Raw genomic sequence first — 20,231 nt, forward strand, 5'->3', positions numbered from 1 at the left:
CTTACGCCATCCGCAGGACAGTGCGAGACGGCAGGTCTCCCTGTCGGCGCGGGGCGCGTCCGTTACCGTCTCGGTCCTGCTGCGGCGTACAGCACGGTGCCGGTCGCCAGCAGGGCCCACGCGGTCGCGGCGGACGCCGTCGTGGCGGGGGAAATGATCATCCAGCTGCCCACCTCTCCCGCGATGCCGGGCGCAGGCGGGACGAGGAGGGTGAACGCGAGCCAGCCGGTCGGCAGGGTCCATGCGAACGGTGCCCCGCACAGCACCGCCCCGAGCGCGGCCAGGCCGACCAGGCCCGCGCTGTCCCGGACGACGAGCGCAGCCGGGGCGAGCTTCGGCCCCGCCGCCTGGACCGCCAGCAGCGCCGCCCCGGCGACCGCGCCGATCAGCAGCACGTGCGCCGCCCGCCGGGGCATCCACCGGATCGCGGCCGTCCGGTCCAGCGCGGCATCCTGCCCGCCGAGCCCGACGGAAGCAGCCGCCACGTTCGTGGTGAGGACCAGGACCGCGATCCCCAGGTCCGCCGGGCCCTCGCCGCTGCCCTGGTTGAGGGCCCACACCGCCAGCGCGAGGAGCGTGACCGCGGCGGCCGAGGCGGGCACCTGCCGTGAACGCGCGTACAGCATCAGCCATCTCATGGGGATGTCTCCCCCGTCAGCGCCGCGAGCTCGTTCTTGCAGGAGAGCGCGGCGGCATGCGCCTGGGCGATCCGCGAGCGCTGCTCGGCCGGCGGAAGGGCCGTCAGCTTCTCCCAGGCGACCTTGGCGTTCGCCCATGCACGCTGCGAGTACTCGTCGGTGTCCGGCTTCTGCAGCGGTTCGAGCTGGTGATCGCCGAGGGCCCAGCTCACGGCGATGCTCTGTGCGGGGATGTCGACCCCTCCGCCCTCCCGAACGGTGATCGGCTGGCAGTTCGGTGACAGGCCCTGTGCGACCAGGAGGCGGGTCATTCCCGCCCCCGCCGCACGGACGATCAGCGGGTCGTCGAAGTCGATCAGCACCACGTCGCCGGAGAGTTGGCGTTGGTCGCCGAGCGCGCGCAGCTCGGTGTCCTCCCGCACCGAGTTCGGCGCCTCGTCACCCAGGACGTCGTGCAGCGCGCGCAGCGCCTCCTTGCCGCGCGGCGCGAGCTCGGGCAGGCGCGAGCGGTTCACCTGCGTCACGCACACCGGGCCGTCGCAGACCAGGGTGGCGGCGGCCTTGTCGACGACGTAGGTGTCGCGCCCGGCGGCCGGAAGGATCAGCAGGGCCAGGGCCGCGCCGGCCAGGACGGGGGCCACCGCGAGCAGCCGGGCCCGGCGGGTCGCGGCCACCAGCAGTGCGAAGCCGGTGGCGAGCAGGCCGAGCAGCCAGAGCGTCTGGCCGAGGTGCACGGCACCGGACAGGGTCAGCAGCATCTCCCGCGGCACATCGGTCACGGGGGACAGTTGGGCGAGCCGGTTCGGCGCGATGCCCGACGGCAGTTCCCCGTCCGTGTTCTGCCGCAGCAGGACGGTCATCATCAGGAAGAGCAGCACCAGGAGCGGCGGGGTGAAGACGGAGGGCAGGGCCCGTGCGACGCCCATGCCGAACACGGCCCCCGCGACCAGGGCCAGCGCCGCCACCAGCGAGATCGGCAGCCAACCGAGGGGCAGGTAGGTGGCGCTACCGAGCGCCACCTGGACCGCGCCCCAGAGGACGAGCAGGCCGAAGGCCGCCGCCAACGAGATCGCCGTCGCGCCGGCCGGCAGCGCCGCCCGGCGCCAGGCCGGCAGCGGCGTGGTCGTCAGCAGTTCGGTCATCCGCGAGCGGGAGTCGCGCAGCCCGTGCAGCGCCCCGAGGCCCACCGCGATCGGCCATCCGTAGGCCAGCATGCAACGGGTGGTCAGCGCCATCGACGTCCACTGGGCCGTCCACGCCGCGGTGCCGTACCACCACAGTCCGTTGATCAGATAGAGGAACGCCAGGCTTCCTCCCAGGATCACGAGGCCGGCCCAGGGGGCGGCGGAGCGCTTCAGCTCGATCCTCAGCACGCGCCCGCTCACCAGGTGCCGCCCTGCGACTCGTTGGTGCGGAGCAGCGCCGAGTAGCCGCGCTCCAGTGGGCTGTCGCCCGGGTGCTCGGTGCCGCCCGCCGCGGCCAGGTCCTCCGGCGTGCCCTGGAAGACGAGGTGGCCGTCGGCGAAGAGCACCACGTCGGAGCAGGCGGCCGCGACGTCCTCGACCAGGTGGGTGGAGACGACCACACAGGTTTCGCGGCCCAGTTCCTGCAGCAGCTCGCGGAAGCGCAGCCGCTGCGCCGGGTCCAGGCCGGCCGTCGGCTCGTCCAGCAGCAGCAGCGCGGGGTCGTTGACGATGGCCTGGGCGATGCCGGCGCGCCGCACCATGCCTCCGGACAGGGTCTTCATCCGATGGTCGGCGCGGTCCGCCAGGCCCACCCGTTCCACGGCCCGCTGGACGGCCGCGGGGACGTCAGCCTTCGGAACCTCCTTCAGCCAGGCCACGTACTCGACGAACTCACGGACCGTGAAGCGCTTGTAGTAGCCGAACTCCTGCGGCAGGTAGCCGATGCGGCGGCGCAGCGCCCGGTGGTCACCCATCCCGCTCACGGAGTCGCCGAGCAGCTCCAGTTCGCCCGCGGCGGGGCGCAGCACGGTGGCCAGTGCCCGGATCAGGGTGGTCTTTCCCGCTCCGTTGGGCCCCAGCAGGCCGTGGGCGCCGGTGCCGAGCGAGAGGTCGAGCCCGTCGACCGCCATCTTCTTGCGTCCGGCCCGCACTTTCAGTCCGGTGGCCCGGATCTCCCAGGCGTAGGTCTTCGGCGCGGTGGCAGCCGCGCTCGTGGTGGGTGTCATGCGGTGGTCCCTTTCGAGGGTCGAGCAGGGTTTCACAGCGCTGAGTACGCGCGTCTGCGGGCGATCACGGCTCCGGTGCCGAGCACGAGGAGCGCTCCCCACACGGGCATGTGGTCCGGCCGCAGGACGACGGGGACGCGGCCGGTGCCCCAGGCGGGTGCCGCGACGACGACGCCCCACGCGACCACCAGCCCGGTGGCGGCGCGGGTCACGCCGACAACGCTGCCCAGTGCCAGGGCGGTGGAGGTGAAGGCCAGCGAGGGCAGCAACCACTGAGCGGCCGTCATGGCTCCGGTCAGCCAGCCCTCCACCAGGAGCGCGGGCAGCACCACGGCGAGTACCGAGATGGTGCGCCGGAGCAGCAGGGGCAGACCGGCCCGGGGCGTGGAGGCCGTCAGTTCGTGCGCCGGGTCCAGGCTGCGCGACCACGCCGCGGCGACGGCGCACAGCGGCAGCACGGGCGCGATCAGCAGCGCGGGCGAGGCGGCACCGGAGACCGCCGGCGCCCCGGCCGCCGCCAGCAGCAGCGCCAGCAGGGTCACGGTGACGGTCATGGCCAGCCACGGGACCATGACCGGGGTCGTCCAGGCCGACACCCACCTCGGGCGGTACCGCCGCGAGGGCGCCCTGACGGCCGCGTCCAGCTGCGGGGCCAGACCGGCCCGGACGGTGTCGACGAGCGCGGCGATGCCGGGCGCCTCGGTGGCCACGGAGGCCGACAGGCGGCTGCGGCACAGCGCGCACGTCTCCAGATGGGACTCCAGCGCCCACAGCGTGTCCGCGGCGATCTCCGTGTCACCCCGTGCGTAGTCGTCGATCACCCGCATCCACGCATGTGACGAATGTTCCGCGCTCATGCCAGCACCTCCCGCATCGCGATCCGGGCCCGGCGGGCGCGGGTCTTGACCGTGCCTTCGGGCAGTCTGAGCAGGACCGCGGTCTCCCGGACGGAGAGCCCGTCCAGCACCATGGCCTGCAGTACCTGGCGGAGTTCCGGCGCCAGTTGCCGCAGCGCGTCACCGACGTCGCCGCCCACGGCCCTGGCGAGCGCCTCGTCCTCCGCCGCGGGCACCACCGCCCGCTCGGCGGCGGCGACCGGCGGTTCGGCGTGGTGGGCACGGCGCCGGAACGCATCCACGAGGCGGCGCGCCGCGATCGTCCACACCCACCCGACGCCCGTCCCACCGATCGCGCTCCCGGCGAACGCGCCGGCCGCGCGCCACACCGCCAGATAGGTCTCCTGCATGACCTCGGCGACGATCTGCTCGTCCGCGCAGCGGCGGCGCAGCCGCACCGCCAGCCACGGTGACGTGCGCCGGTACAACTCGTCGAACGCCCCGCGGTCACCTCTGGCCACCAGCCGGAGGAGGCCTTCCTCGTCCAGCTCATCCAGTGTTCTCCTGCGTGATCTCACACCAGCCAGACGGCCGCTGCGGCGCGCAGGTTCTGCATCGGCCGTGATCTGCGTCACGGTGTCGCGTGCGGAGGTTTGCGATCCCCGGGCAACCCGGCCGCCGGCTTCGACCCGGCTCATGGCGAACCCTGGCGTCTCCCGGTGCTTCACCCTCCTCGGCGCAGCCCTGACCGAGTACGCCGACTGGCTCGCAGCCGCACTCGATGCCGAAGGCCCAGCCCGCCAGCTGAAGCACTCACTCGCCAACCGAAGCCCTGTCTCTGCGAGCAGGGAGACCGCGGGCCTGGCCCTGTTGAGTCGGGGGGGCCACAGGACTGCCGACATCGTTAACGGGCAGGCGCGGGAACTTCGGAACCCCTTTGCCCTGCCTCGTCCTTCTCAGCCATCGTTCAAGAACAGGAAGCCCCCGTCTCCTTCGCGGACGTTTCCGCCGGGTAGTTGGAGCCGGCCCTGTCGTGCTCAGGTCCGCATGCGAGCGCGCGTGAGCGAGGAGAAGGGCCCCGGAGACGCCGTAGGCGACGCGCCGGGGGCCGGTGGGACAGACGGCGGCGCGGGCCTCCAACCGTCACTCACGGTGAACGCTTCACGGAAAGTGAGCCGGAACCTGAGTACGGGAGGCACCCGGCGGATGGCTCTACCCGTTCGGACAGCCGTGCTGCTGCGGCGGCCTGTACTTCGGGGGTCTCCATCGGGTCGTCGCGCAGTGCCGCGATCCGTTCCAGGATCTGCGGATGGTCGGGGGCCGAGGCGATCCCCAGCAGCCGCGCCCGCTCCTCGCAGTCCCAGAGCGATTCGGTGTGCGCCCGGTCCAGCCCGCCCCGGTCGATCGCGGCGAGCGCCTCCAGGTAGACGGCCCGCTCGTACGAGTGCGGGGTGTGCAGCCAGTAGCGCCGCAGCACGGGCGCGGCACCGGCTGCGGCGGGTCCGAAGTGGGCCAGCCGCTTCGCCGTCCGGTCGGGGCCGCACCAGGCGCGCGCCGCCCACTGCTCGGAGAGTTCCGCCACGAGCCCCGGCAGCGCCTCGGGGCCGGGGTGGTCGGCCAGGACGTCCGCTCCCAGCCGGGCCAGCCACTGCCGCTCGTCCGCCGCCCACCCGCGCGCCGCCGGCACTGCGAGATCCCCGAGCTCGTCAACCGCCCAGCGCAGGACGGGCAGGGACCGGCGGCCGTCCCGGGTGCCCAGCAAGGGTACGAGCGGGATCAGCTGCGGGACCGGGTCCCGGCGGGTCAGCGCGCGCAGGGCGTCGATCTTCGTGTCGTCGGCGGTACGGGCACTGGCCAGCAGGGCGAGCAGCTCCTCGTCGCCCAGCCCGTCCAGTGACGGGCGCGCGGCGAACGGACGGGCCTGCACCTCGACCCCGAACCGGGTCCAGGGATCGGGGCACCACGGAAGCTCCTGCTCCGCCCCGATCCGGGCGCGCGCGACGTCGCCCAGGTCCTCCCACCACTCAGCCGGCCAGCCGGCCGAGACCGACTCCAGCACGCGAACCCAGTGCTCTCCCTCCCGGACATAGGCCCGCAGACCCTCCCGGGCTTCCTCCGATCCGCCGAGGGCGAGCAGCTCCAGCAGCTCTGCGGCCCGCAAACAGGCCGACTCGTCCCCGGCCAGCAGGTCGACTACCGGTGTCGGGGACAGCTCCAAGTCCCGGACCAGCCGTGCCAGGTAGAGGGCCCGGTCGTCAGTCTGGTCCCATGTCCAGTCCCGGCGGATCCCGTCGTACGCAAACGCGGCGGCCCCATGCGGGTCCTGAAGGGCCAGCACGGCGCCCAAGCCGCGCCCCCGTTGCAGCAGGCCCTCGACCGAGTCGAAACGGGCGTAGGTCATCTCGTCTTCGTCGCTCATCACCCGGCACCCTGCCCGATCAGAGGCCCGCCCGCCACGCGGTATCGGCCCGGCCCCGCCGGAGCGGGCGGTCTCTGCGAATCGAGCCCGGGTGAGCCGTCATCGGCGACGCTCCCCCGAGGGAAGACGGACCCGGAGCGTCAGTTTGTGTCCACCTCGGAGGTGAGTGCCTTCAGGGTGGTGTCCAACCAGTGCAGCTCGGTGCGGCTCGTGGCGCGGGCGATGGTCAGCAAGCCCTGACGGAAGGGGTCGTCGAACTCCTCGGCACCGAGCGGGCGTTCGCCCTCGTAGAAGAAGCTGCTCGGCTCCTGGAGGAAGGCCAGGCGGCGGCGGAGGACTGCGGCTTGCTGGCCGGGGTCCTCCAGGTGGCGCAGGAAGGCCAAGACGGTGAACCAGTGGTTCTCGTCGCTGATCTCGACGCCGTCGGCCTCACGCAGGCGTCGGCGCAGGTCGTCCTGGCCCATGCCGGTCAGGGTGAGGACGTGCCGGGGTGCCGCCCGGGTGCCGGGCTCGGTCTGCCGGCTCAGCAGCCCGGCCTTCTCCAGTCGCTTGATGGCCGGATAGAGGGTGCCGTCAGCGATCGGCCGGACGTGGCCGGTGAGATGCGCGACGCGCCGCTTCAGCTCGTAGCCGTGCAGCGGCTGCTCGTACAGGAAACCCAGGATCGCCAGTTCCAACACGATGCCATCATGCCTCACCGCCTCTATATATCGGGGCCGATGTATAATCTTGGCGATGCTTTCGGATGGCTGGGCAACCGGCTGCCGGGCCTACGACCGAGCGATCGAGTGATGGAGGAGGAGTCATGCGCGACGCCCTGGTGACCCCCGGAGGGGCGCGAATCCGCTGGGTGGAGATGCCCGGAGACCCCCGGCGGGCCACCCGTGTCTACCTGCACGGGCTCGGCGCCTCCGCCGCGCCGTACTTCGCGGCCTCCGCCGCACACCCTGCCCTGGCCGGCCACCGCTCCCTGCTGGTCGACCTGCTGGGCTTCGGCATCAGCGACCGCCCCGCCGACTTCGCCTACACCCTGGAGGACCATGCCGACGCCGTGGCAGCGGCGCTGGAAGCGGCCGAGGTCCAGGCGGCGGACGTCATCGGGCACAGCATGGGCGGCGCGGTGGCCATCGTGCTGGCCAGCCGCCACCCGCACCTGGTCGGCCGACTCGTCCTGGTCGACGCCACCCTCGACCCGGTGCCGGTGGTGCACGGCCAGCCCGGGGTGAGCGGCATCGCCGCCTATACCGAGGAGGAGTTCCTGGCCAGCGGGTGGCACCAGGTTCGCGAGGACGTCGGGCCGCACTGGTGGTCCACCATGCGGCTGGCCGGGCGCGAGGCGCTGTACCGCAGCGCGATGCACCGGGCCCTCGGCACCAAGCCCGCCATACGCGACACGCTGATGGTCCTGCCGATCCCGCGCACCTATCTGCGGCCTGAGGCCGACCAGCCGCTTGCCGGCGCGCAGGAACTCGCCGAGGCGGGAATCGAGGTGGTGTCGATCCCGGACTGCGGGCACAACATCATGCTGGACAACCCGGATGCCTTCGCCCAGGCCACCGCCCGCGCCCTGCGAGAGGCCTGACACAGCGGGAGCCGCACCGCTCACCCCTCCGGCGCGGCGGGACGGCGGCTGCCACGGCAACACGGCGAACGGGGACCACCCGAGCCTAGGTGACGGTGTCGTCGCACACCGGCTTCGGCGGCGCCTTCGCGATCACGCCCCGCCAGTAGTCGGCCTCCCCGGCCGCGCCCCGGCGCGCGGGCTGGATCAGCGTGGAGAACGTCGTCGTCCCCGGATGCGCCTCCAGGTCGCCGGGGCCGATCGCGACCACGTACCGCTGCCCCGGCTCCATCATCACCTCGCGGTTCGAGGTGTCCACCTTGAACGAGCCGGGAGCCCCGCCGAGCTCTACCCGCTGCGACACCCCGATGGCCGGGGCGAACTTCCCCTTCATCGCCTCCACGATCCGCACCGGCGTCGTGACGCGCTGGGGATTCTCGGCGCCGACGGCCTTCGGGTCGTGTGCGGTCTCGCCGGTGGCCTCCACCAAGGCGATGCCCTGCGCGCTGGCCGCCACCTCGGTATCCGTGCCGCCGGAAGGCGTCCCGCACAGGCTCTCCGTGTGCGACTCCCCGCCGCTCCCCCAGACATACCAACCGCCGCCCCCGAGGAGCACGGTGGCCGCCGTCCCGGCAGCCGCCCACGTCTTCATGCTCATGATCAGCCCCACAGCTTCGAGTAGTTGGCCCTGTCGACGTCCTGAGGGAGGTCGAAGTATTCGTGGGCGGCCGGCCACATCAGGGAACGCACGTAGCCCGGCCCGCCCGCGTCGGACTTGTGGCAAAACCGTACGAGCCCTCCTCCCCCGCCAAAGCTAGGTCAAGGGCGGCTTCACCACGGCGCGGCGTCGGCGCAGGCCGAGGATCGCTTTCATGCCGAGGACGACCCCCTGCACCGCTAGTACGAACAGGCCGAGGCCGTACCGCTCGAAAGCGAAGGCGACGAGCAGCGAGGCCCCGAGGAGGGAGTCGGCCATGTCCAGCGCGGCTTCCGGGCGGCGGGGGTCGTGCAGCTTGGCCGCACGGTATCGACGCAGGGCGGCGTAGGCGCCGACAAGACTCAGCGCGCCGATCGCCAGGGCGATCCAGCGGAACCACAGAGGTATCTCCACGTGGCGGAATGTAGATCATCGGCGCAGCCGGGTAGATGGCCGGTGGGTGAACGCCGGCTCAACTCTGCGCCTTGGGCTCGGCGGATGCGGTACTGGCCACGGGAGGCGAGGAGGGCGCCGGCAGGCCAGGGGTGGGCTTGATCCAGGGCCGGGTAGTGACGATTCTTGCTGGCGGCAAGGGGTTACCGGGTGCCTTGGCTGGTGTAGGCGGCGAGTCCGGTTTTGCGGATGTGTCCGTGGCATGCCCATCGGTCGAGTTGTCGGCGCATGGTCCCCAAGGTGACGTCGCCGAGGTGACGGGCAAGGTCGCGTGGGGAACGTCCGCTGCCCGACGGAAGCGGCAGGACCTGCGGCCCGGAGTTCCGCCGTGCCGCCGCGTGAACTCCGCTGCACGCCCCATGCGGGCGAGGGCCGGCTCCGCTCAGCCGAAGACCCACATCCTGGTCACCACGCCTTGCAGCAGGGACTGCACCGCCGCCCCACCGACTCCGGTGGACCGGTCGCTGTACACCCAGATGCCTGCGTTGAACGTGTACCCACGGCCCGGCTGGATCGTGAACTGGAGTTCCGGCCCGGTGATCAGGTGCGCTCCCTCCCCTCCGGACGAGGATTCGCCCGCACTGATCCTCGCGCGCCACAGTTTGCGGCTGGCGGCGACCAGCAGTCGCCCGTCCTCGAACACGGTGAGCTCGAATCCGCCCTCGGAGGTCGCATTGCTGCCCACGCCGACCGCCTTCATCACATGGCTGAAGCGACCGGGATTGAGGACCGCATGAGGGAACCTCTGCCCCGGGGTGTCGGATCTGAGGAACACTCCGAAACCGGCGTGCGCGTTGACGAACCCGGCCGCTCCGCCGTCCAGCAACCCCGACCGGGCGTCCAGACCGACGCGGCCGGTGGGCCGCTCCAGGAGCCGATTGAACGGCGGGTGGCCGTTCCCGTCGTGCCAGGACCAACTGAAGTCGTACGGCGGGACGAAACCCAGGGACCGCAGGCTCGCCCCTTGCGGTCCCATGGGTGCGGTGTCGTAAGCCGAGGCGGACAGACCGCCGTCAGCGAGCGTGCCGGCCGCGTCGGGGCGCACGAGTTGGCGGGCGCGAAGGTCCTCGAGCGCTCTGACTGCGGAGGGGTCTCCTTCGATCAGCTTCACGAAGGGTGCGTCCAGTGAAGCCGTCAACTCCGCCACTTCGGCTTCCGCGGCGCGGTCACGCGCGAGCGCCGAAGCAGAACGCTCGACGAGTGCCGCGACGGAACGCTCCGCGTTCTGCCGATCGGCCTGAGTCGCGTCATCACGAATGGAGATCTGAAGATCCATCGAAGATGTGTCCGGGCCCGCGTACTTCTCCGTGTAGGTCATCTCGTGCTCCTTCTCTTCCGGCATACGCGACTGACGAACCCCCCACCCGTGTCCCGGCTCATGAGCCGTAGCGGGCCGCGGGACTCACCTGGGTGTCGGTCCCGGCGCCGTTCAGTGTCCAATGGATGTGATGGTTACCTCCGGTAACATCCGGGATTCCTGCCCACTCGAATATCACACAGGCAGTTCACACGTGCTTGTCGATGGGCCGTACGGGTGACCGCCGCGGCCAGAGTGCCCCCATTCATGTTCGGATCACCCGGTCAGCGGCGTCGTCCGAAGGCAGCCCCGCCCTGGGTGATTTGAGCAACGTGTGGACCGAACAGACCGTCCTGGACGGGCCCGGCGTCATCGAAGACGCCCTGGCCATCGGCACCGCCGTCAACGACACCGTGGCGGTCGATGTCCATGTCCTCGCACATCAGCCGGCCGACGACAGCGACGACTTCGACCACGTCGTCGAGGCGAGCCTCCACGCGCCCTCGGGACGGGTCATCGTGCTGGGCTGCACCGATTACCTCCACGACGCGGCACGATTCGACGTACCCGCCGGCTGGATCCGAGCCCGAGCCTCTCGCCGAAACCTCGCCGCAGCAGTCCGCTGGCTCGAGTCAGACGAGGAGCCGGAAGCGACTGAGGAGATTCGGCATCCGACCTCATACACGGACGTCTCCACCACGACTGTCGCCAAGCCGCTCGTTCCTGCTCACACAGAACGTCACTCAACAACCACCCGAGCCCCGCCCCGCACCACCAGAGGCGGGCCTGACTCCCCCATCAGCCCCCGTGCGTCAGCCTCCGGCAAGACAACCAGGCAGGTCATCAATGTTCACCCCTGCGCTGGGGTGCGTCAGAGACTCAGGTCCGGGCTAGACCACACAGCCCTGGCACAGGCGGTTCTCTGGGGCCCAATCCGTGTGGCGCGAATGTTCCGAGGAGCGTTTCGACGGGTCAGCGCTGGTGCGGCACGCCGAAGCCGCGTGCCACAGGTGTGGTGGTGTCACGACTGGTCCGGTCGACGGCGGCTTCGTCAGCTGACCTCTGCAAGTTCCGGCGGACCGTCCGCCCACGGAGCCGAGCACACCAAGCGCGATGAGTACCCCGGAACCGTCGCCCAGGCCAGGCCGACTTCGCCGCCGGGTGAGCGACGGACGGCGCGGGCCGGCACGACAGTCGGCGCGCACCGTGCCAGACTGAAGAGGAATGGAGACGTACGGCCGAGAGTCCCTGACCGGACCTCTGGCGATCTCCCCAATTCCTTTCAGCACACCCGCCTTTGCCGGACGCGTCATCGGCGCGCACTCGGTGCCACAGGGAGGAAAGCTGCGATGACCACCACCAACACCCGCATCAAGCACGGGCTCCCGCCGCGAGCCAGCACCATCATGGATCTGGGGGACGACCACGCCTTGCAGATCCTCGACTTTCCTTCCGGAATGCGGGCGATCGTGGAAGGCGGACGTGCCCTCGACCAACTCCCCGCCACCACAGGCGACATCGCGGCCCCGCCCGAGGCGGGAGTGCAGTCGGCCGGCGAACCTGTCGGCTACAGCGAGGCGGCCATCCGCACCACGAACGAACAGATCTGGTTCAAGAACAACTTCTGCAACGGCGCCCAGGCCTGTGTGCAGGGCTGGGACTGGGCGATCTGCGGCACGGATCACGCCGTGGGCTACGGGACCGGGATCGCGATGGTCGGATCGGAAGGTTCGCGCAACGGCACCCTGTTCGTCGACGTGTGGGAGTGCATCTGCGTCGGCCCCTTCTGTGTAGGCGGCCACGAGTGCTTCTGGGTGGAGAACTGGCACGGCGCCGTCGTCCCCGGACACTGGCTGTCCGCGAGCACGAACGCGCCGGACCGCAAGTGGCTGCGATGGCGGCTCGAAGGGGCCGGAGGCGACACCCAGGTGAGTCTCGCCGCCAAGTATTGACCCTCCCTCTCAGTCGAACCAGCGGTCCCTGGCCAGTCCGTGTCGGCCCCTGGGCATGAGCCGAAGGGCCGAGATCGATGGGTGTGCTCTCCACCTGCGACTCGGGGGGATCTCCGCAGGTGGCGAGCCTGCGGCGCGTGTGCCCCGAGCATCGCCCGCGCCACCGGCCAGACACGCCTGCGGGAGCGCCGCCCGCGCAGGTACGCAATCCGCTTCCGGTACGGGCTCGGGAGGCGGCGCGATGGAGAAGCAGGAGGCTGCGGCCCTGCCGTCCGGCCAACGCGCAGGCAGCCCGCGGTTTCGTAGCGGCCCCGGGCAAGGAACTGTGGCCGAGCCAGGGCGGGCTCGGGTGATCGCCCCGCAGGCGGCACAGTCAGGCCGGGGCGTTTCAAACGGTCGTCAGGCCGTCCAGCCACGCGGGCGGCAGCTCCGCGGCGTCCCACTCCTCCCGCAGCTCCTGCGGTGCGGCGTCGAGCCGCTCCAGCACGGCGATGCTCGTGGCGGAGTGGAGAAGCGAATAGCGGCCGTGGACCATGGTGGCGCTGCCCGGTCCGAACTCCGCGAACAGCCGCTCCAGCCGGCTCCGGTGGGCCGTGGCGAACTGTGTCAGCCGCCCGGCGTACCCGGCCCGCTGCCTGGGGCCCATCGTGCCGAGGACGGCGGCGAGGACCTCCTCCGTCACCTCCGGATCCAGCTCCGAGACCGCGGTGAACGACAGGTACAGAGGCTGGAGCGCCACCCGCGCCCGCTCCACCTCCATGCGCCCGGCCCGCGGACGCTCCTCAGCCGGGTCCTGCTGCCCGTCGGGGCTCACGACCCGTAGCAGGGTCCGCTCGGCAATGGCGCCGAGCTCCTCCAAGACATACCCGGCGCCGTCGCGCCAGCCCGACTCGTACGCCTCGCCCTTGTCGCCCGGCGCGTTGCGGCCGCCGCTGCTCAGCTCCTTGTGCGAGAGAGCCAGCGCACCCACCTCCACGAGCCCGATCAGTTCCCACGCGTCACCGGAAGGGACCCCCGCCCGGGCGAGGAGCTGCAGCAGCGTCGTCCTCGCGTTGTCGACACTGACCGCGTCCGGCCACTGCCGTCCCTCGTCAGCCGTGCTCATCGGGCCCTCCTCGTCGCTCGGGTAGTGCGGTGTGTCCAACGAGACCGCTCCCTTCAAGGATCCAACGCCGGACGGCCGGGTTGTGCTCCCCGTCGGCCGGGTCGCCCCGGACGCCTTGTGATCCACCCGTCACTGTGCACCTCGGAGACACCCAGCTGAGCCTCACCGCCTGGTCAAAGTCGACTCTTTCCGAGCGCGCGAAGGCCCCTAGAAACCGCCCGGGGGGAGCGTGTCAGCGATCTTGTGTAAGTCGCCTGGGGGAGTGTCATGAATTAGGTGGGTTCCTTCCTCGAAGGAGTCATCTGATGGGTACGACGGCGGGTCACACGATCGGGATGGCCGGCGGCGTGTCGCTTGCCAGGGCTGGTGGGACTGCTGAGGGTTCTGGTGTGAAGGCGATGCCGGTATCCGAGAACGGTCTGTCGGTCGAACTGCTGGAAGAACTGGCCGCGCTCGCGGCGGAGAAGACCGCTGCCGGTGGTCTTCGGCTGATGGGTGAGGGCGGCATTCTTCCCGAGCTCGCTCAGCATTTGATGCAGGCTGCGCTCGAGGCGGAGATGGACCTGCATCTGGCTGATGAATCGGTGCGGGCCGGCGGCAGGGGCTCGCGTTCGGGCGGGAATATGCGCGACGGTTACCGGGCGAAGAAGGTGATGACCGAGGTCGGTCCGCTGGTGGTGAACGTGCCGCGTGACCGGCTCGGGACGTTCCGTCCCGGACTCCTGCCGAAATACGCCCGCCGGACCGGAGCCCTGGACGAAATGGTCCTCTCGCTCACGGGGAAAGGCCTGACGTCCGGGGAGATCGTCGCCCATCTCGCCGAGGTCTACGGAATGACCACGTCGAAGGAAACGGTCTCCACGATCACGGACAAGGCACTGGAATCGATGGCGGAATGGCGTACCCGTCCGCTCGATCCGGTGTATCCGGTGGTGTTCATCGACGCGATCCACGTGCGCATTCGGGACGGGCAGGTCGCCAACAGGCCCGTCTACGTGGCGATCGCGGTCACCGCGGACGGCTACCGCGAAATCCTCGGACTGTGGACCGGCCAGGGCGGCGAGGGCGCCAAGTACTGGCAGACCGTGCTGACGGAGATCCGTAACCGCGGCGTGAAGGACGTCCTCATGCTGGTCTGCGACGGCCTGACCGCACTGCCCGAGGCCGTCAGCGCGATCTGGCCCCAAACCGTCGTGCAACGTGTGTGGTTCACCTGATCCGGAACAGCTTGCGATACGCATCGCGTCGGGATACGGCTGAGATCGCCCGGGATCTCAAGCCCGTTTACACCGCTGTCGATGAAACACAGGCCCGAAGCCGGCTGACCGAGTTCCAGGAGAAGTGGGACAGCCGGTATCCCTCGATCAGCGGGATCTGGGAACGATCCTGGAACGAGTTCGTCCCGTTCCTTTCCCTGCCGCCCGCGATCCGCCAAGTCGTCTACACGACCAACGCGATCGAGAGCTTGAACGCGCGCTACCGGCGGGCGGCACAGGCCTGTGGACACTTCCCGAACGAGACCGCAGCACTCAAGCGCCTCTACCTCGCCACGCTCGCTCTCGATCCCACCGGCCGGGGCCGTCAACGCTGGAGCAACCGCTGGAAGGCAGCCCTCAACGAATTCGACGTCCTCTTCGACGGCCGCCTTACCGCCAATCAGGTATAGGCCAGAAAGCCCAACAAACAAGGCGTAGGCCAAACAGACGAACCACACCTAATTCGTGATAGACCCCGAAGTTGAGGTTGAGAACCGGTTTCTGATCCCTGAAAGGCCAGGTCAAGGGCGGGGGTGACCTGGCGGCTGAGGTACAGGCACGCTTGTCGAACGGTTGTGCGGCCTGACAGGGGCGGTGGCGCCCTCCGGCACGGCCTTGGAACCGGTCAGTGGACGACGGTGAAGCTGCGCCACGGCAGGCTGCCGGGGGCGGTCACGTTCGAGGTGGAGGTCGCGACATAGATTCCGTCGGCCTTGTCTGTCTTCTGGCACCCCGGCGTCCGGTACAGGACGATGTCGACCAGCGTGTTGTTCTTCACGTGGGCTGCGCCGCGCGGCAGACCGACCTTGTGGCAGCCCTGCACGGGGGTGTTCGTGTACGTGACCTCGACCGGGGAGTCGTGGGCGCGGAAGCTGAGTGTGCCCACGGTGGTCCTGTCGGCCGAGCAGGCCGTGGCCGTGAGCAGCAGCAGTGCCGCCCCGGTGATGACGCCGATATGCCGGAGGTGGGACATGGTTTCGGTCCTCGTCTGTCCAGTGAAAGCTGCCCTTGACCGCAGCCTGGCCTGCCGCACGCCGGAAGGCATCCGCTGCGCACCCGGCGGGATGACGGCCAAAGGAGGAAGAATGCCCCGCGGCGCAGGGCGTGCCACCGCGGGCCTGCTGCCGGGACAGCCGGATTCGGCCCTCCGGGCCACCGCCGTCACGGAGCTGCGGCGGACCAAGACCGGAGCAGGCGGTACCGGGGCCGGAGCCCCCTCACCCCCGCGACGGACATGTTCTCCCTGGGCTCGACCATCGCCTTCGCGGCGAGCGGCGAGGACCTGTTCGGCGGCGGCGCGGCGGCCGGGGTGCTCTTCCGCGTCGTGCACACCGCCCCCCTCGACGCAGTCCCCGAAAACCTCCGTCCGCTGGTGGCGGCCTGCCTGGCCAAGGATCCCGCCCGGCGGCCCACCCCGGCCGAGCTGATCGGTTCCCTGGGGTCCCAGGCGTCCCAGGCGTCCCAGGCCCGGGCCGTTCGCCCCGGCCCGTCCGCCGGCTGGCTGCCCGCCCCGGTCAGCGAGGACATCATGGCGGTGCGCCCGGTGCTGACCTCGCTGCCCGCGCAGCCGCCGACCAAACAGTTCACCCAGAGCACCCGGAACCTGCGCGCCCTGCCGCCGGATCAGCTCCCGGAGCCGCTGCCCGACGGACTCGCGGACCGGATCCCCGGCCGGCGCTCGGGCACCCGCCTGGGCCGCGTCCGGCCGGGACCCCGGAGGGACGGGGAAGGAGGGGGGCACCTCCGGGGCGGACGTACCCGCGGGCGAGCTCGGCGTCGACGCGCGCTCGGGACACCCGTGTCTGAAACCGTGCCGGGCGGGTAGTCGGTCGAGGGAGGCGTCATAAATGAAACGCAGTGACTGGATGCTCACCGCTGGTGAACGCGGGAACACGGCCACCCGGCTGGACAGCCGCCACCCCGACGGAGCCGCCTGGACCCGCGGCAACGAGGCGCGCCCGCTCGTGCACGGCGCCACGTACTTCGCGGAGCTCCTGCGGAACATCCGGGCCCAGCGCCGGGGAGACCTCCTCTTCTTCACGGACTGGCGCGGCGACCCCGACGAACGGCTCGACGGCGAGGGCACCGAGATCGGCGCGGTGCTGGCGGGGGCGGCCGCGCGCGGCGTGATCGTCAAGGGCCTCCTCTGGCGCTCCCACCTGGACGGATTGCGGTTCAGCGAGAGCGAGAACCGGCACCTCGGGGAGGAGATCGCCGCGGCGGGTGGCGAATGCCTGCTCGACATGCGGGTCCGCCCCGGAGGAAGCCACCACCAGAAGCTGGTCGTCCTGCGCCACCCCGGCCGCCCCGCCCTCGACGTGGCCTACGTCGGCGGGATCGACCTGTGCCACAGCCGCAACGACGACGCCTCGCACCACGGGGATCCGCAGGCGATGCCTTTGGCGGCAGCCTACGGTCCCCGGCCACCTTGGCACGATGTCCAACTGGCCGTCCGGGGACCGGCCGTCGGTGACATCGAGGCGGGGTTCCGCGAACGCTGGGAGGACCCGGCCGCGCTGAGCCGCAGCCCGCTTGTCAAGCTGCGGGGGCTCCTCAACAGGGAGGACACCTACGCGGATCCCATCCCGCCACAGCTCCCCGACCCCCCGCCCTGCGGCAACCACACCGTGCAGGTACTGCGCACCTACCCGAACCGGCTGCTGCGCGGCTACCCCTTCGCGCCGGACGGGGAGCGCAGCGTCGCGCGCAGCTACCTCAAGGCGCTGAAGCGGGCCAGGCGGCTCATCTACCTGGAAGACCAGTACCTCTGGTCCCCCGAGGTGGTGGAGTCCTTCGCCCGGGCGCTGAGCGAGAACCCCGAACTCCGCCTGATCGCCGTGATACCCACCGTGCCCGACCAGGACGGCCGGCTGTCCCGGCCCATGAACCTGGTCGGACGGGTCAAGGCGCTGGACAAACTGCGCGAGGCGGGCGGCGGACGGGTGGCGGTCTACGGGCTGGAGAACCGCGCCGGCACTCCTGTGTACGTGCACGCCAAGGTGTGCGCCGTCGACGACGTGTGGGCCACGATCGGATCCGACAACATCAACCTCCGGTCCTGGACCCACGACTCGGAACTCAACTGCGCTGTCCTGGACGACGACGTGGACGGCCGCGCGCCCGCCGACCCCGCCGGGCTGGGTGACGGCGCCCGCCGCTTCGCGAGGGAGCTGCGGCTGGAACTTTCCCGCGAACACCTCGACGTCCCCGAGCCCGACGCCCCCGGCGACCCGGACCCGCTGTGCGACCCGGTACGGGCCTTCGAGGCGTTCGCCGCGAGCGCTGCCGCGCTGGACGCCTGGCACGAGGGTGGCGGCCGCGGCCCGAAACCGCCCGGCCGACTGCGTGCCTACCGTCCGCCCGACCTCTCTTACGCCGAACGCCGCTTCACCATGCCGCTGTACCGGCTCCTCGTCGACCCGGACGGGCGTACGTTCGGCCTTCGGCGGCGCAACGCCTTCTGACCGCGGCTGGCGTCCTCTGCCGTGACGTACAGGCGCGGCCGCTTGAGCCGCATGGGGTGCCGGAAGGTTCCGCCCCGGTCCACCACCAGACCGACGGAGTCGGGCTCGCAGCGCGGCCGAAGCCGCCGTTGCGTCCCCCGCCACGTCCGCGCCCGGGGAACACGGTTGGGCCGACCGCGCGAGCAAGGGATGTGTCCCATCCACGAGATGGAGCGACAGCTCATCAACGAACATGGGCCTGAAGCCTTCTGGAAGAAGGGATCGGGAGCCCATAACGGAAACCTGCCCGGACACCCGCCGCCGGGACATCGGTCTCTCCCCCGCCTCCACGCGCCCCCGGAGGCCGCTGCGGCGGCGCGGCAGGGGCATCGGGCAGGCGGCGCAGCATGTGGAACGTGTGGGATCGTGGGCGGGGCCGGGACGCAAGACGACGATGGCGTTGTTGTCGGTCGGCAACACACATCGACGAACGGTCAGATGAGCCGCACGAATTGGTCTAGTCCCCGCCGGGCCTTCAGCCGGCCTCCTGGCGTACATAGGCATCCGTGAGGACCTCGCAGGTGCACCAGTCGCCGGTGCACGGGTTGCCGTACTCCGCGCCGTACGGGCCGAGTCCGGCCATGAGCTCGAGAATCTCGGCGCATTCGAACGTGGTGAGAACGGGGGCCGAAGCGTCCGACAGTCGCCGCCAGTCGGACGGGACATCGTTCACGTCGGCGACGCGCCGGCCATCGGCGAAGAGGGTGTAGAGCGGGTGCTCGGGGAAGTCGTTGAGCCGCAGGACCCACCAGCATCCCCCGGCCCGCGCGGCGTGAGGAAAGACGCCCGAGCCCGTGACGTGCCAGGTGGTTCCCGGGGGAAGCGGGAGCGGGATCCCGCCCGCCCCTACGGGGCCCGCCGCGGCCCGTTCGTTGGTCATACGGACCATCTTGCAAGCCCCCGGGGCACCAGGTCCAGGCCGTCTCCATGGGAAGGCCGAGGGCGCCTGCGGACCGGAGGTACGTGGGCGCCCCGGCAACGCTGGGGGGCGCCTCCCAACGGTAGCTGCGTACCTGTGTGCGGCCAGCCCAGACTCCCCGCGGACGGCGAGTTGAGACGTCACGCCCCGTAGCTCATACCTTGGCCTCAGAGGCCATTCACCCGGCTGGGGGAGGGAGATCGTGCCCGCGGCCGACGCCACCCCGCCGCGTTCGGTGCGACGTTCAGAACATGACCAGTGTCGAACGGACGATGAAGGCGCTCTGGAGTGCCTGGTGGCAGCGATGGCCGCGCTGGGTGGCCTGGGCAACGATGCTGTGGGCGGTGCTGTATGCCGGCTTCGGCCTGGCGTGCGCACTGAGCGGGACGTCCTTGCTCTACCACGGCGGTGACTCAGGGACCTCCGGGCTGGGTTGGGCGGTCGTGGCGGTGGGTGCGCTGGGGACGTTGGTCAGCGGAGCGGTGGCGCTGTACGGGCTGCTGCCCCCGTTGCGGGTGCTGCTCTGGGTGGTTTGCGGGCTGGCAGGGATCACCGCGTTCAGCCTGCTGATGGATGTGATCACCCTGATGCTCGGGCAGGGAGTGGACAGCCGGGCCTCCGCCGCGAACAAGGCTCTCGCGGCGGTCGGGGCGGTCCTGCTCGCGGCCACGGCCCGGTCCGACCGCCTGCCCGCTGGTACTGCCGTACGAGCGCCGTCCGTTGCACCGCAGCCCCTCCAACTCGCGCCCTGGGCAGGGACGCTGGCCTTCGTCCCGTACGCGGCGATGAAGCTGGTCTGGGCATCCGGCGGGACGTTCGCGGGGATCACCGGTGAGGAGCTTCTCGCGGTCTCAAAGCGGAACGGTGCCTCGGGAATCTTCCTCACCCTGGAGTCCTGGGGCCTGGACCCCACCGCGCTGTTGGCCGTGCTCGGCGTTTTCCTGCTTTGGGGCCTGGTCCGCCCGTGGGGGCAGGTCTTCCCGGGCTGGACGCTGTTCCTGCGCGGCCGACGGGTGCCGCGCTGGCTCCCGCTCGCCCCGGCTCTGCTCGGCGCTGCCACGCTCGCCCCGTACGGCATTGTGGGGGTCGGATACTTGGCCCTGGCCACGGCCGGCGTGGTGACGATGCGGCGCGGCGACTTCCACTCCTCGGGTGACGCGCTGCTGGTCGGCTGGATCGGGATGATTGCCTTCGCCGTTTACGGCATCGCCCTGACCATCGCGGCCCGCTCGTACTGGCTGCGGACGCGTCCCGTCGCCGCCATGAGCGTCAACACAGAGTGACCGTTTGCTGCCAGTCAGATCCCCCGCTACTGAGCTTTGCGGGTTGTCGTCGGGGAGTGACAGTTCATGATCCCTGCGGTATGCCGGTGGTATGCGTTATCCGGAGGGTGGGGGCCTGACC

The 20,231-nt window shown here is 70.9% G+C and carries 19 protein-coding genes and 1 pseudogene; 6 read left to right on the forward strand and 14 right to left on the reverse strand.

Annotation, left to right across the window (positions count from 1 at the left end; all coding sequences use genetic code 11):
* Positions 1-62: 62 nt before the first annotated feature.
* The 7 genes from ACFWB8_RS29170 to ACFWB8_RS29200 all read right to left on the reverse strand — a co-directional run bounded on the left by ACFWB8_RS29170 (position 63) and on the right by ACFWB8_RS29200 (position 6,764).
* Positions 63-638, reverse strand: coding sequence for a hypothetical protein (locus tag ACFWB8_RS29170; protein ID WP_385233503.1), 576 nt, complete (start codon positions 636-638; stop codon positions 63-65).
* Entirely contained in the window at positions 635-2,023 is a 1,389-nt protein-coding gene (locus tag ACFWB8_RS29175; protein WP_385233505.1) for a hypothetical protein, read from the reverse strand. Before ACFWB8_RS29175 ends, ACFWB8_RS29170 begins: the two co-directional genes overlap by 4 nt.
* The gene (locus ACFWB8_RS29180; RefSeq protein ID WP_385233507.1) at positions 2,020-2,829 is read right to left on the reverse strand and encodes an ABC transporter ATP-binding protein; all 810 of its coding nucleotides are present in this window, start codon (positions 2,827-2,829) and stop codon (positions 2,020-2,022) included. Before ACFWB8_RS29180 ends, ACFWB8_RS29175 begins: the two co-directional genes overlap by 4 nt.
* A gap of 32 nt (positions 2,830-2,861) precedes the next feature.
* Positions 2,862-3,686, reverse strand: a complete 825-nt coding sequence (locus tag ACFWB8_RS29185; protein WP_385233509.1) for a zf-HC2 domain-containing protein — start codon at positions 3,684-3,686, stop codon at positions 2,862-2,864.
* The gene (locus ACFWB8_RS29190; RefSeq protein WP_385233511.1) at positions 3,683-4,186 is read right to left on the reverse strand and encodes an RNA polymerase sigma factor; all 504 of its coding nucleotides are present in this window, start codon (positions 4,184-4,186) and stop codon (positions 3,683-3,685) included. The genes ACFWB8_RS29185 and ACFWB8_RS29190 overlap by 4 nt, the downstream gene beginning before the upstream one ends.
* A gap of 626 nt (positions 4,187-4,812) precedes the next feature.
* Positions 4,813-6,084: a hypothetical protein gene (locus tag ACFWB8_RS29195; RefSeq protein ID WP_385233514.1), complete on the reverse strand. Its 1,272-nt coding sequence runs from the start codon at positions 6,082-6,084 to the stop codon at positions 4,813-4,815.
* Between the two features lie 140 nt (positions 6,085-6,224).
* Positions 6,225-6,764 carry a PadR family transcriptional regulator gene (locus ACFWB8_RS29200; RefSeq protein WP_385233517.1) on the reverse strand — a complete coding sequence of 180 codons (540 nt, stop codon included), beginning with the start codon at positions 6,762-6,764 and terminating at the stop codon, positions 6,225-6,227.
* A gap of 125 nt (positions 6,765-6,889) precedes the next feature.
* On the opposite strand from ACFWB8_RS29200, the gene ACFWB8_RS29205 reads away from it, so the two are divergent.
* The gene (locus ACFWB8_RS29205) at positions 6,890-7,666 is read left to right on the forward strand and encodes an alpha/beta fold hydrolase (RefSeq protein ID WP_385233520.1); all 777 of its coding nucleotides are present in this window, start codon (positions 6,890-6,892) and stop codon (positions 7,664-7,666) included.
* 85 nt (positions 7,667-7,751) lie between these two features.
* Here the strand turns inward: ACFWB8_RS29205 and ACFWB8_RS29210 are convergent, their stop codons facing one another.
* The 4 genes from ACFWB8_RS29210 to ACFWB8_RS29225 form a co-directional block, all read right to left on the reverse strand.
* Complete coding sequence (locus tag ACFWB8_RS29210; RefSeq protein ID WP_385233523.1) at positions 7,752-8,303, reverse strand: hypothetical protein; 552 nt, start codon at positions 8,301-8,303, stop codon at positions 7,752-7,754.
* A 156-nt stretch (positions 8,304-8,459) separates the two neighbouring features.
* Positions 8,460-8,756 (reverse strand): hypothetical protein, encoded by a 297-nt coding sequence (locus tag ACFWB8_RS29215; RefSeq protein WP_385233526.1) that lies wholly within the window; start codon positions 8,754-8,756, stop codon positions 8,460-8,462.
* Positions 8,757-9,177: 421 nt separating this feature from the next.
* Positions 9,178-10,113, reverse strand: a complete 936-nt coding sequence (locus ACFWB8_RS29220) for a hypothetical protein (RefSeq protein ID WP_385233529.1) — start codon at positions 10,111-10,113, stop codon at positions 9,178-9,180.
* Between the two features lie 263 nt (positions 10,114-10,376).
* The gene (locus ACFWB8_RS29225; RefSeq protein WP_385233532.1) at positions 10,377-10,568 is read right to left on the reverse strand and encodes a hypothetical protein; all 192 of its coding nucleotides are present in this window, start codon (positions 10,566-10,568) and stop codon (positions 10,377-10,379) included.
* Between the two features lie 873 nt (positions 10,569-11,441).
* Between ACFWB8_RS29225 and ACFWB8_RS29230 the strand changes: the two genes are divergently transcribed.
* Positions 11,442-12,044, forward strand: a complete 603-nt coding sequence (locus ACFWB8_RS29230) for a hypothetical protein (protein WP_385233535.1) — start codon at positions 11,442-11,444, stop codon at positions 12,042-12,044.
* 388 nt (positions 12,045-12,432) lie between these two features.
* On the opposite strand, the gene ACFWB8_RS29235 is transcribed toward ACFWB8_RS29230, so the two are convergent.
* Positions 12,433-13,149, reverse strand: a complete 717-nt coding sequence (locus ACFWB8_RS29235) for a hypothetical protein (protein ID WP_385233538.1) — start codon at positions 13,147-13,149, stop codon at positions 12,433-12,435.
* A 329-nt stretch (positions 13,150-13,478) separates the two neighbouring features.
* On the opposite strand from ACFWB8_RS29235, the pseudogene ACFWB8_RS29240 reads away from it, so the two are divergent.
* Positions 13,479-14,815 (forward strand): annotated as a pseudogene (locus ACFWB8_RS29240) (IS256 family transposase).
* Positions 14,816-15,030: 215 nt separating this feature from the next.
* Here the strand turns inward: ACFWB8_RS29240 and ACFWB8_RS29245 are convergent.
* On the reverse strand, positions 15,031-15,378 hold the full coding sequence (locus ACFWB8_RS29245) for a hypothetical protein (RefSeq protein WP_385233541.1): 348 nt from the start codon (positions 15,376-15,378) through the stop codon (positions 15,031-15,033).
* Positions 15,379-15,639: 261 nt separating this feature from the next.
* Here ACFWB8_RS29245 and ACFWB8_RS29250 point away from each other — a divergent pair, with 261 nt between their 5' ends.
* Both ACFWB8_RS29250 and ACFWB8_RS29255 read left to right on the forward strand, forming a co-directional pair.
* A complete protein-coding gene (locus ACFWB8_RS29250) occupies positions 15,640-16,230 on the forward strand; it encodes a hypothetical protein (protein ID WP_385233544.1) in 591 nt (196 codons plus the stop codon).
* A 22-nt stretch (positions 16,231-16,252) separates the two neighbouring features.
* Complete coding sequence (locus ACFWB8_RS29255) at positions 16,253-17,869, forward strand: phospholipase D family protein (RefSeq protein WP_385233547.1); 1,617 nt, start codon at positions 16,253-16,255, stop codon at positions 17,867-17,869.
* A 514-nt stretch (positions 17,870-18,383) separates the two neighbouring features.
* On the opposite strand, the gene ACFWB8_RS29260 is transcribed toward ACFWB8_RS29255, so the two are convergent.
* Entirely contained in the window at positions 18,384-18,788 is a 405-nt protein-coding gene (locus ACFWB8_RS29260) for a hypothetical protein (protein WP_385233550.1), read from the reverse strand.
* 290 nt (positions 18,789-19,078) lie between these two features.
* Here ACFWB8_RS29260 and ACFWB8_RS29265 point away from each other — a divergent pair, with 290 nt between their 5' ends.
* Complete coding sequence (locus ACFWB8_RS29265; protein ID WP_385233553.1) at positions 19,079-20,110, forward strand: hypothetical protein; 1,032 nt, start codon at positions 19,079-19,081, stop codon at positions 20,108-20,110.
* Positions 20,111-20,231: the final 121 nt, after the last annotated feature.

It is taken from the genome of Streptomyces sp. NPDC060031, assembly GCF_042736805.1.
GTDB lineage: Bacteria > Actinomycetota > Actinomycetes > Streptomycetales > Streptomycetaceae > Streptomyces.